The organism is Paracoccus halophilus (assembly GCF_000763905.1).
GTDB classification, from domain to species: domain Bacteria; phylum Pseudomonadota; class Alphaproteobacteria; order Rhodobacterales; family Rhodobacteraceae; genus Paracoccus; species Paracoccus halophilus.
In genome coordinates, this window is the sequence record NZ_JRKN01000003.1 from 134,465 (window position 1) to 149,952 (window position 15,488).

The window sequence follows — 15,488 nt, forward strand, 5'->3', positions numbered from 1 at the left end:
CGGATTGTCCAGCACCGCCCGTAGCCCAAGTTCAGGCACGCAAGGTCAGGCGCGCAATGCCATGCGCTCGACGTTCTGGTCTTCACGAACCGGATCGCGCAGGACATAGCCGCGGCCCCAGACGGTTTCGATATGGCTTTCGCCATTCAGCACCGCCGCGAGCTTCTTGCGCAGCTTGCAGACGAAGACATCGATGATCTTCAGCTCCGGCTCGTCCATGCCGCCATAAAGATGGTTGAGGAACATTTCCTTGGTCAGCGTCGTGCCCTTGCGCAGGCTGAGCAGTTCCAGGATCTGGTATTCCTTGCCCGTCAGGTTGACCAGGCGGCCATCCACCTCGACCGTGCGCGCATCCAGATTGACCACCATGTCGCCGGTGCGGATCACCGACTGGCTGTGCCCTTTGGAGCGCCGGATGATCGCCTGGATCCGGGCGATCAGCTCATCGCGGTTGAAGGGCTTGGTCATATAGTCATCGGCGCCGAAGCCGAAGCCGCGCAGCTTGCTTTCGGTATCGTCCGAGCCGGTCAGGATCAGGATCGGCGTATCGACCCGCGACATGCGGATCTGGCGCAACACCTCCATCCCGTGCATGTCCGGCAGGTCCAGATCGAGCAGGATCAGATCGTAGTCATAGAGCTTGGCAAGGTCGATCCCCTCTTCGCCCATGTCGGTCCGGTAAACGTTGTAACTGGCATGGGTCAGCATCATCTCGATGCTGCGCGCCGTGGTAGGATCATCCTCCACAAGAAGGATTCGCATTTCATTTCCCCTTGCTATCCCGTGATATCAAATTCTTCCCAGCAAAAGGTTAATATCACGTTACCCGAGAAACAAATAAATAAACACTCGTTAAAGTTGTCTAAATTTCTGCAGTTGCGTCACCTTCAGGGCATGGCGCCCATGCCGGCGCACCGCGCGAACCCAGGCATCCAGCTCCTCGTCCGTCAGCCCGTAGCGACGAATCGCGTCGTCGCGCCCGATCAGCCCGTGATTGACCGCTTCGACAACCAGAGCCTTGCGACTGGCGACCCAACGCGTTCCCGGATCCGGCAGATCGGCCAGGCTGAGGACGCTGCCATCCGACAACATGACCGTCCGAGGCCCCGGAGTTTTCTTCAAAAACATCGGCATATTCCCGTCTTCCTTTCGGATCTTGTGCCACAAACTCCTTAAGCCGGGGTGAAGCGCCGTATGGTTCCTGCGCCCTGCCCCTTGAGAAAATGCCGAACTTTCCTATAAATATTTATCGATGCAGCGTCCTGCCCGGCGCCGCGAAAGGACGATCCATGACAATGCCAGCACCAGACCTGCGCGAGGCCGCGCGTGACATGCCCGTGAACTCGCTGGGATTTCGCAAATCTCCGGCGCAGACGCGCGTCGTCGTGGCCATGTCGGGGGGCGTGGACAGCTCCGTCGTCGCCGCCATGCTGGCCGCGCAGGGCTATGACGTGATTGGCGTTACGCTGCAACTTTACGATCACGGCGCGGCGCTGGCGAAAAAGGGCGCCTGCTGCGCCGGTCAGGACATCCACGATGCCCGCCGCGTCGCCGAGCGGATCGGATTTCCGCATTATGTCCTTGATTATGAAAACAAGTTCCGGGAATCCGTCATCGAGGAATTCGCCGATGCCTATCTGGCCGGCGCGACCCCGGTGCCCTGCATCCGCTGCAATGAGCGGGTGAAATTCCGCGACCTGCTGCAAACCGCGCGCGAGCTGGACGCCGATTGCATGGCGACCGGACATTATATCCGCCGCCGCGACGGCATTGGCGGCGCCGAGCTGCACATGGCCGCCGACGCCAATCGCGATCAAAGCTATTTCCTGTTCTCGACCACGCAGGAGCAGCTCGATTTCCTGCGCTTCCCGCTGGGCGGGCTGGAAAGCAAGGCCGAAACCCGGGCCCTGGCCGCGCAATACGGGCTGGCCGTCGCCGACAAGCCCGACAGCCAGGACATCTGTTTCGTCCCGAACGGCGATTACGCCAGCGTCATCGAAAAGCTGCGCCCGGGCGCCGCCGATCCGGGCGATATCGTCGACCGGGACGGCAATGTCCTGGGCCGGCACCGCGGCGTGATCCATTACACGATCGGCCAGCGGCGCGGGCTGGGCATCGGCGGCCTGGGCGAGCCGCTTTACGTCACCCGCCTGGACCCGGAAAAGCGGCAGGTCATCGTCGGCCCGAAAGAGGCGCTGGCCACGAAGATCGTGCCGGTCACCGAGGTGAACTGGCTGGGCAGTGAACCCTTCGAGGGCGAAATCGCGATCAATGCCCGGATCCGCTCGACCCGGCCGCCGCGCCCGGCGATCCTGCGCGCCACCGGCGAGCGCCGGGCCGAGGTCGAACTACTGGACCCCGAACAGGGCGTCAGCCCCGGCCAGGCCTGCGTCTTCTACGCAAGCGAGGGCACGCGCGTGCTGGGCGGCGGCTGGATCTCGCACCGGCGCGGCGGCTGAGATCACGCCGCGGCGGCCAGCAGCCGGATGCGTTCGACCATGGCGCGCAAGCCGTTCGACCGCTGCGCCGAAAGATGCTCCTCAAGCCCGAGCCGGCCCAGTTCGGCCGGCGCGTCGATCGCGGTTACCTCGGCCACCGGCACGCCGGAATAGAGCGCATGCAGAATGGCGATCAGACCGCGCACGATCAGCGCATCGCTGTCGCCCTGAAAATCGAAGCGCCCGCCCGAGATGGTCGGCATGATCCAGACCTGGCTCGCGCAGCCCTCGACCTTGGTCGCCGGCACCTGCAGCGCCGGATCCATTGCCGCCATCTCCTTGCCCAGTTCGATGACATGGCGATAGCGATCCTCCCAGTCATCGAGAAATTCAAAGGTTTCGGCGATCTCTTCAAAAGCGGGCGTAGCCATGGCCATCCTTTCGCATCCTTGCGGCCCCTTGGGCGGGCTTGGGCATAGCGCGGCGCGGGGCCGAGGTCAAAGAGGCTTTCACGCCCGCGCGACTTGGCCTATCACTGCCGCAGCAAGCAAGAAACAGGGACAGTACCCATGCGGACAAGAACAATGGCCTCTCTCGCCTGCGCCATGCTGGTAGTGGCCGGCTGCGGCCGGGGCCCGGAAAGCCGCTGGAACCCGCTGGGCTGGTTCGGCGGCGGCTCGCAGCCGCAGACCCTGGCCCCCGAGGGCGGCTATCCGACCGCGCAGCAGGATGCGCGCCTGCCGCTCGCGCATGTCGCCAGCGCGAAATGGGAACCGCTTTACGAAGGCCGGCTGCTCGTCGTCACCGGCCTCGGCGCGACCAAAGGCTGGTGGGACAATGCGCTGATCACCGAGCAGGCCATGCCGCGCGGCCGGATCCGGCCCGATGCGAACGGCGTCCTGCGCCTGCGCCTGGTGGGCCATCCGCCGCAACCCGATACTTTCGCGGCGGCGAACCCTTCTGACCCGGCCCGCGACACGATCACCGTCGGGCTGACCCTGTCCTCTTCCGCCCTGGCCAGCCTGCGCCAGGTGGTGATATCGGGGGCAAACAACTCGATCACGCTGAACAAATAGACCGAAGCCGGGAACGGCCAGGGGCGCCTTGAGGGCGCCCCTTTTCCTGTCTCAGCCCATCTTGCGCAGATAGGTCCAGGTGGGCACGCGGGCGTTTCGCGCCACCGACCAGCTTTCGGCATCGCCCAGATATTCAAAGCCGCAATTGGTCAGGACACGGGCCGAGCCGGGATTGTCCTGAAACGCCTCGGCGAAAAGGGTGCGCGAGCCATGGGGGTTCGTCTGGACCAGCGCGGCGACCGCCTCGGTCGCGAAGCCGGTGTTCCAGAAGCCGGCACCGATCCAGAAACCAAGCTCGGACTGCTCGGATTCGATCCGGGTCAGGGAAACCACGCCCAGGATTTCGGCAAGCCGGTTGGAGGAGCCGTCGATCGCCCAGACATCCTCGTCGCGATCGGCGGACATGGCGCGGCGGACATAGGCCTCGGCCGCGCCGGGCGGCAGTGGATGCGGAATCGAACGGGTCCCCTCGGCCACGCGGCGATCTTCGGTATAATGGGCGATCATGCCGGCATCCGACAGCCGCAGGGGCCGCAGCACAAGGCGTTCCGTCGGAATGGTCGGCTGCGTATGCAAATCCGGTTCGATCAATTCGTTCATACCTATCCTCCTCCCATATCGCATATGTTGATATGGGTATGATCATTGAAAACGCGAAGGGGACCGGCCTGCGCCGATCCCCTTTTAACACCCGAAGGTAAAAAACGGCTTACTCGGCAGCCTCGAGATTTGCGGGCAGCACGGAAATATAGGTGCGGCCCTTGAGCCCCTTGCGGAAACTGACCTGACCGTCGGTCAGAGCGAACAGCGTGTGGTCGCGGCCCATGCCGACGTTCTGGCCCGGCCACCAGGTGGTGCCGCGCTGACGCACGATGATATTGCCCGCCACGGCCTGCTGGCCGCCGAACAGTTTCACGCCAAGACGGCGGCCGGCCGAATCGCGACCGTTGCGGGAGGAACCGCCTGCTTTCTTATGTGCCATGGGTCAGTCTCCTTATGCCTCAGGGGCGGCTTCGGCCGCGGCTTTCGTGGCTTTCGCCGGCTTCGCGGGGGTCTCGACCCGGGTGCGGGCGCCGACGGCTGCCTTCACATCGGTCTTGTCGCCGCCCTTTTCCAGCAGATCCGTGATGCGGACCAGGGTCAGTTGCTGGCGATGCCCGCGGGTGCGCTGCGAGCTGTGCTTGCGGCGGCGCTTGACATAGGTGATCACCTTGTCGGCCTTGATCGTGTCGATCACCTCGGCCTGCACGGCGGCACCGGCCACCAGCGGCGCGCCGACCGTCGCGCCGATCATCAGCACGTCGTTGAACTGCACCTTGTCGCCGGCTTCGGCGTTCAGCTTTTCGACGCGCAGCACGTCACCGGGCTGAACCCGGTACTGCTTGCCGCCCGTCTTGAGAACTGCGAACATTCCGTCTTTCCTTGTTCTGCCGCGTCCTTCGGCCCCTGAGACTCAGGTGTTGCTGGGTTGGACCCGCCTGCGGACAGCGCACCCCTTGATATGGGTGAGGTTCAAAATAACATGCCGGCAACGGGCAATGCCCGGCCGGATGCCGGTATATCGCGGATTCGACGCCCGAAGTCAACCGCCATGCCGGCAAATCCGCACGGCCCCCGCGCGCATTGCGCCGCGCAGATGATCGACCGCGCCTGTCGTGAAACTACCTAATCTCTCCCGCCATCGCCCCGCCTTGCCATTTCCGGGTCGGATATTGCCGAGCCACCCGGAGATGCACAGGCTTCATCGTGGTTTCGGGGGGAACATGGTGGGCGGTGAGGGACTCGAACCCCCGACATTCTCGGTGTAAACGAGACGCTCTACCAACTGAGCTAACCGCCCCCGCGCCGGCTGATAGCGCGTTGCAGGGGGGCTTGGCAAGCGCGCTTACCTGCGCAGCCGGGCAATCAGCGACGAGGTGTCCCAGCGGCCGCCGCCCATCTGCTGCACATCCTTGTAGAACTGATCGACCAGCGCCGTGACCGGCAGGCTCGCGCCGTTCTCATCGGCGGCGCCAAGGCAGATGCCCAGATCCTTGCGCATCCAGTCCACGGCAAAGCCGAAATCGAAACGGTTTTTCGCCATCGTCTGATAGCGGTTCTGCATCTGCCAGCTTGCCGCCGCGCCCTGGCTGATGACTTCGACCACCTCGGGGATGGAAAGCCCGGCCTTTTCGGCGAAATGCAGCGATTCCGACAATCCCTGCACCAGCCCGGCAATGGCGATCTGGTTGCACATCTTGGTCAGTTGCCCCGCGCCCGAAGGGCCCATCAGCCTGCAGATCCTGGCATAGGCCGCGATCACCGGCTCGGCGCGGGCGTAATCGTCCGATTCGCCGCCGCACATGACGGAAAGCTGGCCATTCTCGGCCCCCGCCTGCCCGCCCGATACCGGCGCATCGACGAAGCCGAAACCCCGACCCGCGGCGATCGCCGAAAGCTCGCGCGTCACCGTCGCGGAAACCGTGGTGTGATCGACAAAGACCGCGCCCTTGCCCATGCCGGCGAAAGCGCCCTCGTCACCCAGGCACACCTGGCGCAGATCGTCGTCATTGCCGACGCAGGCCATGACCAGTTCGGCACCGGACGCCGCCTCGCGCGCGGTGGCCGCGATGCGGCCCTTGTGCTTTTCGGACCAGGCCCGCGCCTTGGCGGCGCTGCGATTCCAGACCGTGACCTCATGCCCGGCGGCGGCCAGATGACCCGCCATCGGGAAACCCATCACACCAAGCCCCAGAAATGCGACGCGTGCCATCACAATCTCTCCTCATTGTTGAAAGGCGCGTTGATCCCGCCCGCGCCGTGCCCTATCAACTCAATGAATTTCACCACCGGTCGCAGGGGTCAACCGCCTCTGCGCCAAGCATCGGGACCGCGCCTCATTTCATGGTGACATTTTTCCGCTGGCTTGTGCGCCTGACGGTCGGGCTTATCCTTCTTGGCGTGGCGCTGGTCGTGCTCGTCTGGTATTTCGCCATCCGCTCATTGCCCGATTATGATGCAAGCTACCGCATCGCCGGCATTTCCGGGCCGGTCGAGATCATCCGCACGACCGAGGATGTGCCGCATATCTTCGGCGGCTCGGACCGCGACGTGTTCTTCGCGCTTGGCCTTGCCCATGCGCAGGACCGGCTGTTCCAGATGACCGTGCTGCGCCGCGCCGCGCAGGGCCGGCTGGCCGAGATCTATGGCCCCGGCGCACTGCCGGCCGACGGGCTGGCGCGGCGGATGGGGCTTTACCGCAATGCCCGCGCCTCGCTCGGGGCGCAGGAGCCCGGGGTGATCGAGGCGCTCGAGGCCTATGCCGAGGGGGTGAATGCCTGGGTCGAGCAGGTCAATCTGGGCGCGCGCGGGCGCGGCGCGCCCGAGTTCTTTCTGTACCCGGACGAAATCGCCTATTGGGAGCCTGCGGATTCGCTGGCCATCCTCAAGCTGCTGGCGGCCTCGGCAACCGTGCAGATGCGCCGCGAGGTGCTGCGCGCGCGCCTGTCCATGGTGGCGCCCGAGCGCGGGCAAGAGCTTGTCTCGGCCCCGGGCGAGCCGGCGATGCCGGGCTATGCCACGCTGTTTCCCGGCGCGCAGCTGGCCGCGCCCGAGCGTGGCGAAGGCAATCCCGCCTGGACCGAAACGCTCGCCGGCTTTCTTGCGCCCGCGCTCGGGGCATCCGCCAATGGCTTTGCGGTCAGCGCCGAGCGCACGGCGGCCGGCGGCGCGCTGCTGGCCAATGATCCGCAATTCGCGCTGACCGCGCCGGGGCTGTGGTACCTGACCCGGATCGAGCTGTCCTCGGGCGGCGTGATCGGCGGCACCATCCCCGGCATCCCGGCCATCCTGTCGGGGCGCAACAGCCAGCTCGCCTGGGGCATCACCCCGGCGCAGATCGACGATCAGGACCTGTTTGTCGAAGAGGTCCAGCCAGGCGATGCCAATCGCTATCGCGGCCCGGAGGGCTGGACCGAGTTCGCCACCCGGCGCGAGACGCTGCGGGTGCGCGACGGCTCCGAACTGACCATCACCCTGCGCGAAACCGAAAACGGGCCGATCCTGCCGGGCGTGCATCTGGGCCTGTCGGCCATCCTGCCGGCCGGGCATGTCGCCGCGCTGGCATGGACCGGCAGCGCGCCGGACGATCGCAGCATGACCGCCCTGATCGGGCTGATGCGCGCCCGGGACCGGCAGACGGCCGCGCAGGCGCTGAGCCAGATGGTCGCGCCGGCGCTGCTGGTGACGCTGGCCGATGACGGCGGCGTCGCGCAGGTGCTGGCGGGCAGGCTGCCCGAACGCGCCGCCGATCACCAGACGGCGGGCCGCATGCCCGCGCCCGGCTGGCTTGCCCGGAACCGCTGGCAGGGCACCGTCCCGGCACCGGCATCGCTGAGCCGGATGTCACCGCAAGGCGGTACCGTGGCCGCCACCGGGGCAATCGCCGACGCCGGGCCGGGATATGATGGCGACAGCCGTTACCGGCTGGACCGCCTGCGCTATCTGATCGACAGCCGCGAGATCCATTCCCGCGACAGTTTCATCGCCGCGCAGAACGATATCGTCAGCCCGGTGGCCCGCGCGCTGCTGCCGCTGGTCGGGGCCGATCTGTGGTTCACCGACGAGCCTGCCGCGCGCGGTACGCCCGAGCGCCTGCGCCAGGACGCGCTGGCGCTTCTGGCCAATTGGGACGGCGCGATGAGCGAGCACCTGCCCGAGCCGATGATCTATGCCGCCTGGATGCGCGCGCTGCAGGACCGGCTGGTGCGCGATCAGCTGGGGCCGCTGGCCGACGATCTCGACCAGCTTTACCCGGGTTTCATCGAAAGGGTGTTTCGCGGCACGGACGGCGCCTCGGCCTGGTGCGACATCCGCCAGTCGGCTCCGGTCGAGACCTGCATGCAGATTGCCCGGCAGGCGCTGGACGCGGCGCTGCTGGAGCTTTCGGGCCGTTTCGGGCCAGACCTCGCCAGCTGGCGTTGGGGCGATCTGCATTATGCCCGGCAGGTGCATCCGGCATTGGGCGACATGCGCGTCATTTCCTATGTCGTGAACCTGCTGCAACCGGTCTCGGGCGGGGAATCGACCGTCGCGCGGGCCGGTTTCCTGGGATATGACCGCAACCCCTGGCTCAGCACGCGCGGCGCCGCCTATCGCGGGGTCTACGATCTGGCCGATCCCGACAGTTCGGTCTTTATCGTCTCGACCGGGCAATCGGGTCACCCGCTGTCGCGCCATTACGATGACATGGCCGATCTGTGGCGGCGCGGAGAATATGTCGGCATGTCGCTGGACCCGGCGCTGGCGCGCGCCGCCGCCACCGGCATCACCCGGCTGGAACCCGCGGGCGAGGACTGACCCGTCCCCCGGCCCCGGCGCATCCAACAAGGAGGAGGCGACATGCCCCGCAAGATCATCATCGACACCGATCCCGGGCAGGACGATGCCGTGGCCATCCTGCTGGCGCTGGCCAGCCCCGAACTCGAGGTGCTGGGCCTCAGCGTCGTTGCCGGCAATGTGCCCCTGCACCATACCGAACGCAACGCGCGCATGATCTGCGAACTGGCCGGGCGCCCGGATCTGCCGGTCCATGCCGGTTGCGACGCGCCCATGGCGCGGGCGCTGATCACCGCCGAACATGTCCACGGCCGCACCGGGCTGGACGGGATCTCCCTGCCCGCGCCCTCGATGCCGCTGGCCCCCGGCCATGCCGTCGATTTCCTGATCGAGACGCTGCGCCGCAAAGCGCCGGGCACCGTCACGCTGGTGCCGATCGGGCCGCTGACCAATATCGCCACCGCCTTTCAGCGCGCCCCCGACATTGTCGCCCGGGTGCAGGAAATCGTGCTGATGGGCGGCGCCTATTTCGAGGTCGGAAACATCACCCCCGCCGCCGAGTTCAACATCCATGTCGATCCCGAGGCCGCCCGGCTGGTCTTTGCCAGCGGCGTGCCGCTGACCGTGATGCCGCTCGACGTCACCCACAAGGCGCTGACCAGCCGCGCCTGGGTCGAGGAGATGCGCGCCCTCGGCCCTGTCGGCCGCGCCGTCGCAAGCTGGACCGATTTCTACGAGCGTCATGACCGCGAGAAATACGGCAGCGAGGGCGCGCCCCTGCACGACCCCTGCACCATCGCATGGCTGTTGCGGCCCGAACTGTTCAGCGGCCGCCATATCAATGTCGAGATCGAGACGCGGGGCGAGTTCACGCTGGGCATGACCGTGGCGGACTGGTGGCGGGTCAGCGGCCGGAAACCCAACGCGACCTTCATTCGCGATCTGGACGCAAAGGGGTTCTTCGAACTCCTCAGGCGCAGGATCGGCAGTTTCGACGGTGCAGCAGCCTAGCGCCGTTTCCCGGCTCCTAACCGGTCAGTCCTGTCCCGGCGGGACCTCGGCCGGCGGCGGGGGCGAAACCTGACCGGCTTCGGGCGTATCTTCCGGAACGGGCGGGGTCAGGGAACCGGCCCCGATCTCGGCATCGACCCGCGCGATCAGCTCATCGGTCACGTCGATGCTTTCTGCCGCGACAAAGATCGAGCGCCGGTCCAGAACCGCGACGACGCCGCGCTCGGCCATCAGATCGGCCAGAACCGGCAGCGCCGCCCGGAAAAAGGCATTGCGCCCTTCATCCGCCTGGGCCTGCAGATCGCGCAGCGCCTCGTCGCGTTCGCGCCGGATCTCGACCACGCGCTGGTCGAACTCATCCGCGCGCCGGCGGAACTCTTCGGCGGGCAGCGTCGGGCGCAGCGCGGTCAGCTCCTGCTCCTCGGCGGCGAACTGATCGGCAAGGCGGTCGTTTTCATCCGCAATCTCGCGGCCGCGCCGCTCAAGCTCGGCCTGCACCCGCTGGCCCCAGGCCGAGCCGCGATAAAGCCCCTCCTGGTCCAGCGTCATCACCGGCAGGCTGGGACCGGGCTCTGCCGTGGCCCCGACCGCGGGCGGGGCATCGGGCAGCGCGAGCGGCGCGCCTGCCCCCTCCTGCGCCGCCAGCGGCTGGGCGACCAGCAGAACCGCCGCCAGCGCCAGGGCCGGATTGCGCAGGCAAGCCAGCATCAGAACTGGGTCGAGATGGTCAGGTCGAAATTCTGCTCATCGTCGTAATCCTCGCTCTTGAGCGCCTTCGAGAAGTTGAAGCGCAGCGGGCCGATCGGCGTGGTCCAGAACAGCGAGGCGCCGACCGCGGCACGGATGCTCATGTCGTCGTCGACCTCGTTGCCGAAGCCGGCGGTGTTGTCCAGCCCCCAGACCGAGCCGGCATCGGCGAACAGGCCGCCGGTGATGCCGTATTCCTCGGGCAGGCCCAGCGGGAACTGCAATTCCGTGCGCAGAGCCCAGAAATAGTTGCCGCCAAGCGCATCCTCGTTCGGGGCGTCGAGATCGCGCGGTCCGATGCCGTTCGGCTCGAAGCCGCGGATCTTGCCATTGCCGGTATAGCGGTCAAGGAAACGGCTGTCATCGTCGCCCAGCATATGCACGGCGCCGGCCTCGAACTCGGCCAGCATGGTCACGTTCTCGCGCCAGGCGCGGCTTTCCACGCCGGCATAGATCGCGGTGGTGATCGATTCCACATCGCCGCCCAGACCGGCGAAATCCTGGCTGAAGCGCAACCGGTAGCTGGTCAGCGGGTCCAGCCCCGAGATGCGGCTGTCATAGATATAGCTGTAGCCAAGCGCCGAGGTGAAATAGCCGCCCTGTTCGTAATAGAGAATGGGCGAGGAGCCGTCGATGATGCCGGTTTCGGAATCCGGCTCGATCGGGTCCACATCGAACAGCGTATCCTTGCTGAGCTTGTAGCGCAGTTCCAGCCGGCCGTTTTGCGATACCGGGAATTCGATGCCGGTCAGGAAACCGACCGAGCGGGTGTTGTAATCCGAATTCAGCCGGTCGGTGGTGTTGTACCAGATCTGCATCCGCGCCCTGAGATCGCGCCCCAGGAAATAGGGCTCGACAAAGGTCAGCCCCGAGGATTGCGTGTCCGATCCGGTGGCAAAGGACAGGTTGACCTGCTGACCGCGGCCCAGGAAGTTCTGTTCCGACAGCGACAGGTTGAAACCCACGCCCGACGAAACGCCGTAGCTGGCCCCGAAGCTGAGGCTGCCGGTGGGCTGCTCCTCGACGTTCACATCGACCACGACCTGCTCGGGCGTGGAGCCCGGGCGGCTTTCGGCCTGCACATCGGCGAAATAGCCAAGCGCGCGCAGCCGCTCGGCCGAGTTGCGGATCTCGCGCGGGTTGAAGGGATCGCCTTCGACCGTGGTGAACTGGCGGCGGATCACTTCGTCGAGGGTGGTTGTGTTGCCCTCGATATCGATGCGCTCGACAAAGACCCGCTGGCCGCGGGTCAGCGCGAAGGTCAGGTCCAGCGTCTGGTCGCGCTGATTGCGGCTGATGCGCGGCTCGATATTGACGAAATTCAGCCCCTTGCGGATCGCCAAGGCCTCCATCCGGCGGATGGTGGTGTCGATATCGGTCGGATTGTAGACGGCGCCGGATCTGACCCGGTTCTGCTCGGCGAACTCGCCGGCATCGACGCCCGGGATCTCGCTGATCGTGTCGACATTGCCAAAGGTATAGCGCGGACCTTCCTGGATCTGGAAGGTGATGTAGAAGGCATCGCGTTCGCGCGCCACCTCGGGGGAGACGGCCTGCACCTTGAAATCGGCATAGCCGCGCGAGCGATAGAAATCGGTCAGCAGGTTTTCATCGACCGACAGACGCTCGGGCGCGAAAATGTCGCGCCGGATAAAGCGGCGCAGGATACCGGCCTGCTTGGTTTCCAGCACGTTGCGCAGGCGCTTGTCGGAAAAGGCGCGGTTGCCGACAAAGCCGATTCGCTCGATCTCGGTCAGCTCGCCTTCCAGAATCTCGAAGACCACATCGACCCGGTTGTCGCTGCGCCGGATGACGCGCGGATCGACCCGCGCGGCCAGCCGCCCCTCGCCGGCATAGGCCTGGCTGATGGCGGCGGCATCCGCCTCGACCTGGGCGGGGGAATAGACGCGGCGCGACTGCGACTTGACGATCTCGGTCAGGCTTTCGTCCTTGATCCGCTTGTTGCCCTCGAAGCTGATGACGCTGATGGTCGGATATTCGCGCAGCCGCACGATCAGCGTCCCGCCCGAGGGCACCAGTTCCACCGTCTCGAACAGGCCGGAATTCTGCAGCCTCTGATAGGCGTCGTTCAGCGCCCCGTCCGACACGTCCTGACCGCGCGGCAGGTCCAGATAGGCCAGGATCGTCTCTGGCTCGATCCGCTGATTGCCCTCGATGCGCACATTGTTGAACACATAGGCCGAGGCGGGAACTGCCGTCATGGCGACAGGCACGGCCACTGCCAGCGCCGAGATCAGCGCCAGCGCGCCCTTGCCGAGTTTCGTGTCCTTCATCGCCGCCCCTTGCGAAAAATGCGTTAACTGGGCGGTTGGGCCCGCCCGATTTGACCCGATGGATACAGCGAAGCGGGCGGCAGTGTCAAAAGGCAACGCCCTGTCATGGGCAGAAAATGTCGTTGGTGAGACCCAGGACCATCAGCGACAGCACCGCCGCCAGCCCAAGCGCCGAAAGGATATCGACCACCCGCGCCGGCGGCGGGCGGCGCGTCACCGCCTCGTAGAAATAGAACATCAGGTGGCCGCCATCCAGCACCGGCACCGGCAGCAGGTTCAGAAAACCGATCGCCGCCGAGAGCACCGCGATCCACCAGATGAAATTCTGCCCGCCGGCCGAGGCGGCCTGCCCCGTGGTCTCGGCGATCGAGATGGCGCCGCCCAGATTGCAGGTGCCGATCTGGCCGGTGATCATCGCCCAGAGCCCGGTGACCGATGACGCGATGATGTCCCAGGTGCGCAGGGCGCCGATCTGCGCCGCCTCGGCCAGCCCGGTGCGGCGGGTCGCGGCCTCAAAGAAGGTGCCGCCGCCGGTCACGCCGATCAGCCAGCGCCGCTCGAAGCCCTCGGCGGTGGGCAGATCCTGCTCGCGCGCGGCCAGCGAATAATCGGCCACGCCCGCGCCCGCGCGCCAGACCGACAGCAACACCGGCCGCCCCTCGGCCGCCGCCACATGGTCGCGCAATTCCTCGAAGCGCGAGACGCGACGGCCATCGATGGCCAGGATGACATCGCCCGGCTGCAGGCCCGAGGCCGCCGCCGGGCTGCGCGGCGCGATGCCGGTGATCAGCGGCGGCATCGGGTCGGGACCGGCGACGGTGATTTCCGCGCCGTCGCGGATCACCGTCCAGTCATGCGCGTCGCGCGGCGGGATCTCTCCGGCTACGCGGGCCAGATCGGCCCAGTCCGCGATGCGCCGGCCGTCCAGCGCCACGACCAGATCGCCCGGCTGCAACTCCATCGCCACGCCGGGCGGGGTGGCCTGCAGGCGACCGACCCGCACCTGATCCTGCGGCATCCCCTGCCACAGCGCCATGCCGCCAAAGACCAGCACCGACAGGATGAAATTGAAGACCGGCCCCGCCGAAACCGTGGCGAAGCGCGCCCAGAGCGGCGCCCCGTTCAGGCTTTGCCGCGCCCGCCGGGGATCGACCGCCGCGCCCGAGCCGGCACTGGCGGCATTGCTGTCGCCCAGAAAGCGGACATAGCCGCCCAGCGGAATCGCCGCCACCTGCCAGACCGTGCCATGCCGGTCGCGGCGCGAGAAAAGCCTGGGCCCGAAGCCCAGCGAAAACACCTCGGCCTTGATGCCCGACCAGCGGCCGACGATGTAATGGCCGTATTCATGCACGGTGACGATGATCGACAGCGCCACGACAAAGGCCGCCACCGTCCACAGAACCCCGCCCAGACTGTCCAGCAACACGGTCATGCCGCACCCCGCCATTGCGCCGCCGCATGCCGCGCCAGCCCGTCCCATGCCAGGACCTGCTCAAGATCGGCCGGGCTTTGCGCGAAGCCGGCTTGCCCCGCCGCGCGCTGCAGCGCGTGCTCGACCGCCGGGGCCATATCGGTAAAGCGGATGCGCCCGGCGATGAAATCGTCCAGCGCCTGTTCCTTGGCGGCGTTGAAGACCGCCCCCGCCGCACCGCCCGCCGCGATCACCTCGCGCGCCAGACGCAGCGCGGGCCAGCGCATCTCATCGGGTTCGGCGAATGTCAGACTGCCAAGCGCCGCCAGATCCAGCGCCGGCACCGGCAGCGCGGCGCGTTCCGGCCAGTTCAGCGCATAGCCGATGGCATGGCGCATATCCGGCGCGCCCAGATGCGCGATACAGCCGCCATCGCAATGCGTGACCATGGCATGGACGATGGATTGCGGATGGACCAGCACCCGCAGGCGGCCGGCATCTATGCCAAAGAATTCATGCGCCTCAATGACTTCCAGCGCCTTGTTGAACATGCTCGCGCTGTCGATGGTGATGCGCTGGCCCATATCCCAGTTGGGATGGCACGAGGCCTCTGCCACCGTCGCCCGGGCCAGGCGTTCCAGCGGCCAGTCCCGAAAGGCGCCGCCCGAGGCGGTGATGGTCACATGCTTGACGGAATCGAGGCTTTCACCGTTAAGAGCCTGAAAAACAGCGGAATGTTCCGAATCCACCGGCAGGATGGTGGCGCCTGTCCTGCGCGCCATCGACATGACCAGCGGCCCGGCCGCGACCAGTGTCTCCTTGTTGGCCAGCGCGAGGACGCCGCCCCGCGCCAGAACCTCGAGCCCCGGCGGCAGACCGGCCGCGCCGACAATCGCCGACAGCGTCCAGTCGGCGGGACGCGCGGCGGCCTCGGCGATCGCCGCGGCACCGGCGGCGGCCTCGACCCCGCTGCCGGCCAGCGCCGCCCGCAGTTCGGGCAGCTTTTCGGGCCAGGCGGTCACCGCGATCTCGGCGCGCAGGGCGCGCGCCATCTCTGCCAGCCGCGCGACATTGGTACCGCCGGTCAGCGCGACGGTGCGCCAGGCATCCGCGCCGCCCGCCCGCGTCAGCAGATCGAAGGCGCTTTCCCCGACGGATCCGGTCGCCCCCAGCACGGAAATGCTGCGCATGCCTC

14 protein-coding genes, 1 tRNA gene and 1 pseudogene are annotated in these 15,488 nt (G+C 66.7%); 4 read left to right on the plus strand and 12 right to left on the minus strand.

Annotated features, from left to right (window positions below):
- Nucleotides 1-45: 45 nt before the first annotated feature.
- Together ctrA and sciP are read right to left on the minus strand one after the other, a co-directional pair.
- Nucleotides 46-762, minus strand: coding sequence for a response regulator transcription factor CtrA (gene ctrA / locus IT41_RS03160; RefSeq protein WP_036738733.1), 717 nt, complete (start codon nucleotides 760-762; stop codon nucleotides 46-48).
- Between the two features lie 90 nt (nucleotides 763-852).
- Nucleotides 853-1,128, minus strand: coding sequence for a CtrA inhibitor SciP (gene sciP, locus IT41_RS03165; protein WP_036738836.1), 276 nt, complete (start codon nucleotides 1,126-1,128; stop codon nucleotides 853-855).
- 161 nt (nucleotides 1,129-1,289) lie between these two features.
- On the opposite strand from sciP, the gene mnmA reads away from it, so the two are divergent.
- A complete protein-coding gene (gene mnmA / locus IT41_RS03170) occupies nucleotides 1,290-2,459 on the plus strand; it encodes a tRNA 2-thiouridine(34) synthase MnmA (RefSeq protein ID WP_036738734.1) in 1,170 nt (389 codons plus the stop codon).
- A 2-nt stretch (nucleotides 2,460-2,461) separates the two neighbouring features.
- On the opposite strand, the gene IT41_RS03175 is transcribed toward mnmA, so the two are convergent.
- Entirely contained in the window at nucleotides 2,462-2,869 is a 408-nt protein-coding gene (locus IT41_RS03175) for a SufE family protein (RefSeq protein ID WP_036738837.1), read from the minus strand.
- Nucleotides 2,870-3,007: 138 nt separating this feature from the next.
- Here IT41_RS03175 and IT41_RS03180 point away from each other — a divergent pair, with 138 nt between their 5' ends.
- Nucleotides 3,008-3,514: a hypothetical protein gene (locus IT41_RS03180; RefSeq protein WP_036738735.1), complete on the plus strand. Its 507-nt coding sequence runs from the start codon at nucleotides 3,008-3,010 to the stop codon at nucleotides 3,512-3,514.
- Between the two features lie 51 nt (nucleotides 3,515-3,565).
- Here the strand turns inward: IT41_RS03180 and IT41_RS03185 are convergent, their stop codons facing one another.
- From IT41_RS03185 to IT41_RS03205, 5 genes and pseudogenes are all read right to left on the minus strand, one after another.
- Nucleotides 3,566-4,114 (minus strand): GNAT family N-acetyltransferase, encoded by a 549-nt coding sequence (locus IT41_RS03185; RefSeq protein ID WP_052081247.1) that lies wholly within the window; start codon nucleotides 4,112-4,114, stop codon nucleotides 3,566-3,568.
- Between the two features lie 109 nt (nucleotides 4,115-4,223).
- The gene (gene rpmA, locus IT41_RS03190; protein ID WP_036738736.1) at nucleotides 4,224-4,496 is read right to left on the minus strand and encodes a 50S ribosomal protein L27; all 273 of its coding nucleotides are present in this window, start codon (nucleotides 4,494-4,496) and stop codon (nucleotides 4,224-4,226) included.
- Nucleotides 4,497-4,511: 15 nt separating this feature from the next.
- A pseudogene (rplU, locus tag IT41_RS03195) lies at nucleotides 4,512-4,925 on the minus strand (50S ribosomal protein L21); the annotation flags it as partial.
- A 353-nt stretch (nucleotides 4,926-5,278) separates the two neighbouring features.
- A tRNA-Val gene (locus IT41_RS03200) sits at nucleotides 5,279-5,354 on the minus strand.
- Nucleotides 5,355-5,399: 45 nt separating this feature from the next.
- The gene (locus IT41_RS03205) at nucleotides 5,400-6,266 is read right to left on the minus strand and encodes an NAD(P)-dependent oxidoreductase (RefSeq protein WP_036738738.1); all 867 of its coding nucleotides are present in this window, start codon (nucleotides 6,264-6,266) and stop codon (nucleotides 5,400-5,402) included.
- A 131-nt stretch (nucleotides 6,267-6,397) separates the two neighbouring features.
- On the opposite strand from IT41_RS03205, the gene IT41_RS03210 reads away from it, so the two are divergent.
- Both IT41_RS03210 and IT41_RS03215 read left to right on the plus strand, forming a co-directional pair.
- Nucleotides 6,398-8,851: a penicillin acylase family protein gene (locus tag IT41_RS03210; protein WP_036738739.1), complete on the plus strand. Its 2,454-nt coding sequence runs from the start codon at nucleotides 6,398-6,400 to the stop codon at nucleotides 8,849-8,851.
- 42 nt (nucleotides 8,852-8,893) lie between these two features.
- Nucleotides 8,894-9,841 carry a nucleoside hydrolase gene (locus IT41_RS03215; RefSeq protein WP_036738740.1) on the plus strand — a complete coding sequence of 316 codons (948 nt, stop codon included), beginning with the start codon at nucleotides 8,894-8,896 and terminating at the stop codon, nucleotides 9,839-9,841.
- A gap of 24 nt (nucleotides 9,842-9,865) precedes the next feature.
- Here IT41_RS03215 and IT41_RS03220 read toward each other — a convergent pair whose 3' ends face one another.
- The 4 genes from IT41_RS03220 to dxr form a co-directional block, all read right to left on the minus strand.
- Nucleotides 9,866-10,549, minus strand: coding sequence for an OmpH/Skp family outer membrane protein (locus IT41_RS03220; RefSeq protein ID WP_036738741.1), 684 nt, complete (start codon nucleotides 10,547-10,549; stop codon nucleotides 9,866-9,868).
- A complete protein-coding gene (gene bamA, locus IT41_RS03225) occupies nucleotides 10,549-12,882 on the minus strand; it encodes an outer membrane protein assembly factor BamA (protein ID WP_081967444.1) in 2,334 nt (777 codons plus the stop codon). The genes IT41_RS03220 and bamA overlap by 1 nt, the downstream gene beginning before the upstream one ends.
- Before the next feature lie 103 nt (nucleotides 12,883-12,985).
- Nucleotides 12,986-14,314 carry an RIP metalloprotease RseP gene (rseP, locus tag IT41_RS03230; RefSeq protein ID WP_036738840.1) on the minus strand — a complete coding sequence of 443 codons (1,329 nt, stop codon included), beginning with the start codon at nucleotides 14,312-14,314 and terminating at the stop codon, nucleotides 12,986-12,988.
- A complete protein-coding gene (gene dxr, locus IT41_RS03235; RefSeq protein ID WP_036738742.1) occupies nucleotides 14,311-15,483 on the minus strand; it encodes a 1-deoxy-D-xylulose-5-phosphate reductoisomerase in 1,173 nt (390 codons plus the stop codon). The genes rseP and dxr overlap by 4 nt, the downstream gene beginning before the upstream one ends.
- Between the last annotated feature and the right edge of the window lie 5 nt (nucleotides 15,484-15,488).

What these genes read in the sequence shown, in the direction of transcription:
- IT41_RS03185 (WP_052081247.1), bottom strand. Translation starts at nt 4,114, where the DNA reads ATGAACGAATTGATCGAACCGGATTTGCATACGCAGCCGACCATTCCG.
- IT41_RS03180 (WP_036738735.1), top strand. Translation starts at nt 3,008, where the DNA reads ATGCGGACAAGAACAATGGCCTCTCTCGCCTGCGCCATGCTGGTAGTG.
- rpmA (WP_036738736.1), bottom strand. Translation starts at nt 4,496, where the DNA reads ATGGCACATAAGAAAGCAGGCGGTTCCTCCCGCAACGGTCGCGATTCG.
- mnmA (WP_036738734.1), top strand. Translation starts at nt 1,290, where the DNA reads ATGACAATGCCAGCACCAGACCTGCGCGAGGCCGCGCGTGACATGCCC.
- ctrA (WP_036738733.1), bottom strand. Translation starts at nt 762, where the DNA reads ATGCGAATCCTTCTTGTGGAGGATGATCCTACCACGGCGCGCAGCATC.
- IT41_RS03175 (WP_036738837.1), bottom strand. Translation starts at nt 2,869, where the DNA reads ATGGCTACGCCCGCTTTTGAAGAGATCGCCGAAACCTTTGAATTTCTC.
- IT41_RS03215 (WP_036738740.1), top strand. Translation starts at nt 8,894, where the DNA reads ATGCCCCGCAAGATCATCATCGACACCGATCCCGGGCAGGACGATGCC.
- rseP (WP_036738840.1), bottom strand. Translation starts at nt 14,314, where the DNA reads ATGACCGTGTTGCTGGACAGTCTGGGCGGGGTTCTGTGGACGGTGGCG.
- IT41_RS03210 (WP_036738739.1), top strand. Translation starts at nt 6,398, where the DNA reads ATGGTGACATTTTTCCGCTGGCTTGTGCGCCTGACGGTCGGGCTTATC.
- bamA (WP_081967444.1), bottom strand. Translation starts at nt 12,882, where the DNA reads ATGAAGGACACGAAACTCGGCAAGGGCGCGCTGGCGCTGATCTCGGCG.
- dxr (WP_036738742.1), bottom strand. Translation starts at nt 15,483, where the DNA reads ATGCGCAGCATTTCCGTGCTGGGGGCGACCGGATCCGTCGGGGAAAGC.
- IT41_RS03205 (WP_036738738.1), bottom strand. Translation starts at nt 6,266, where the DNA reads ATGGCACGCGTCGCATTTCTGGGGCTTGGTGTGATGGGTTTCCCGATG.
- IT41_RS03220 (WP_036738741.1), bottom strand. Translation starts at nt 10,549, where the DNA reads ATGCTGGCTTGCCTGCGCAATCCGGCCCTGGCGCTGGCGGCGGTTCTG.
- sciP (WP_036738836.1), bottom strand. Translation starts at nt 1,128, where the DNA reads ATGTTTTTGAAGAAAACTCCGGGGCCTCGGACGGTCATGTTGTCGGAT.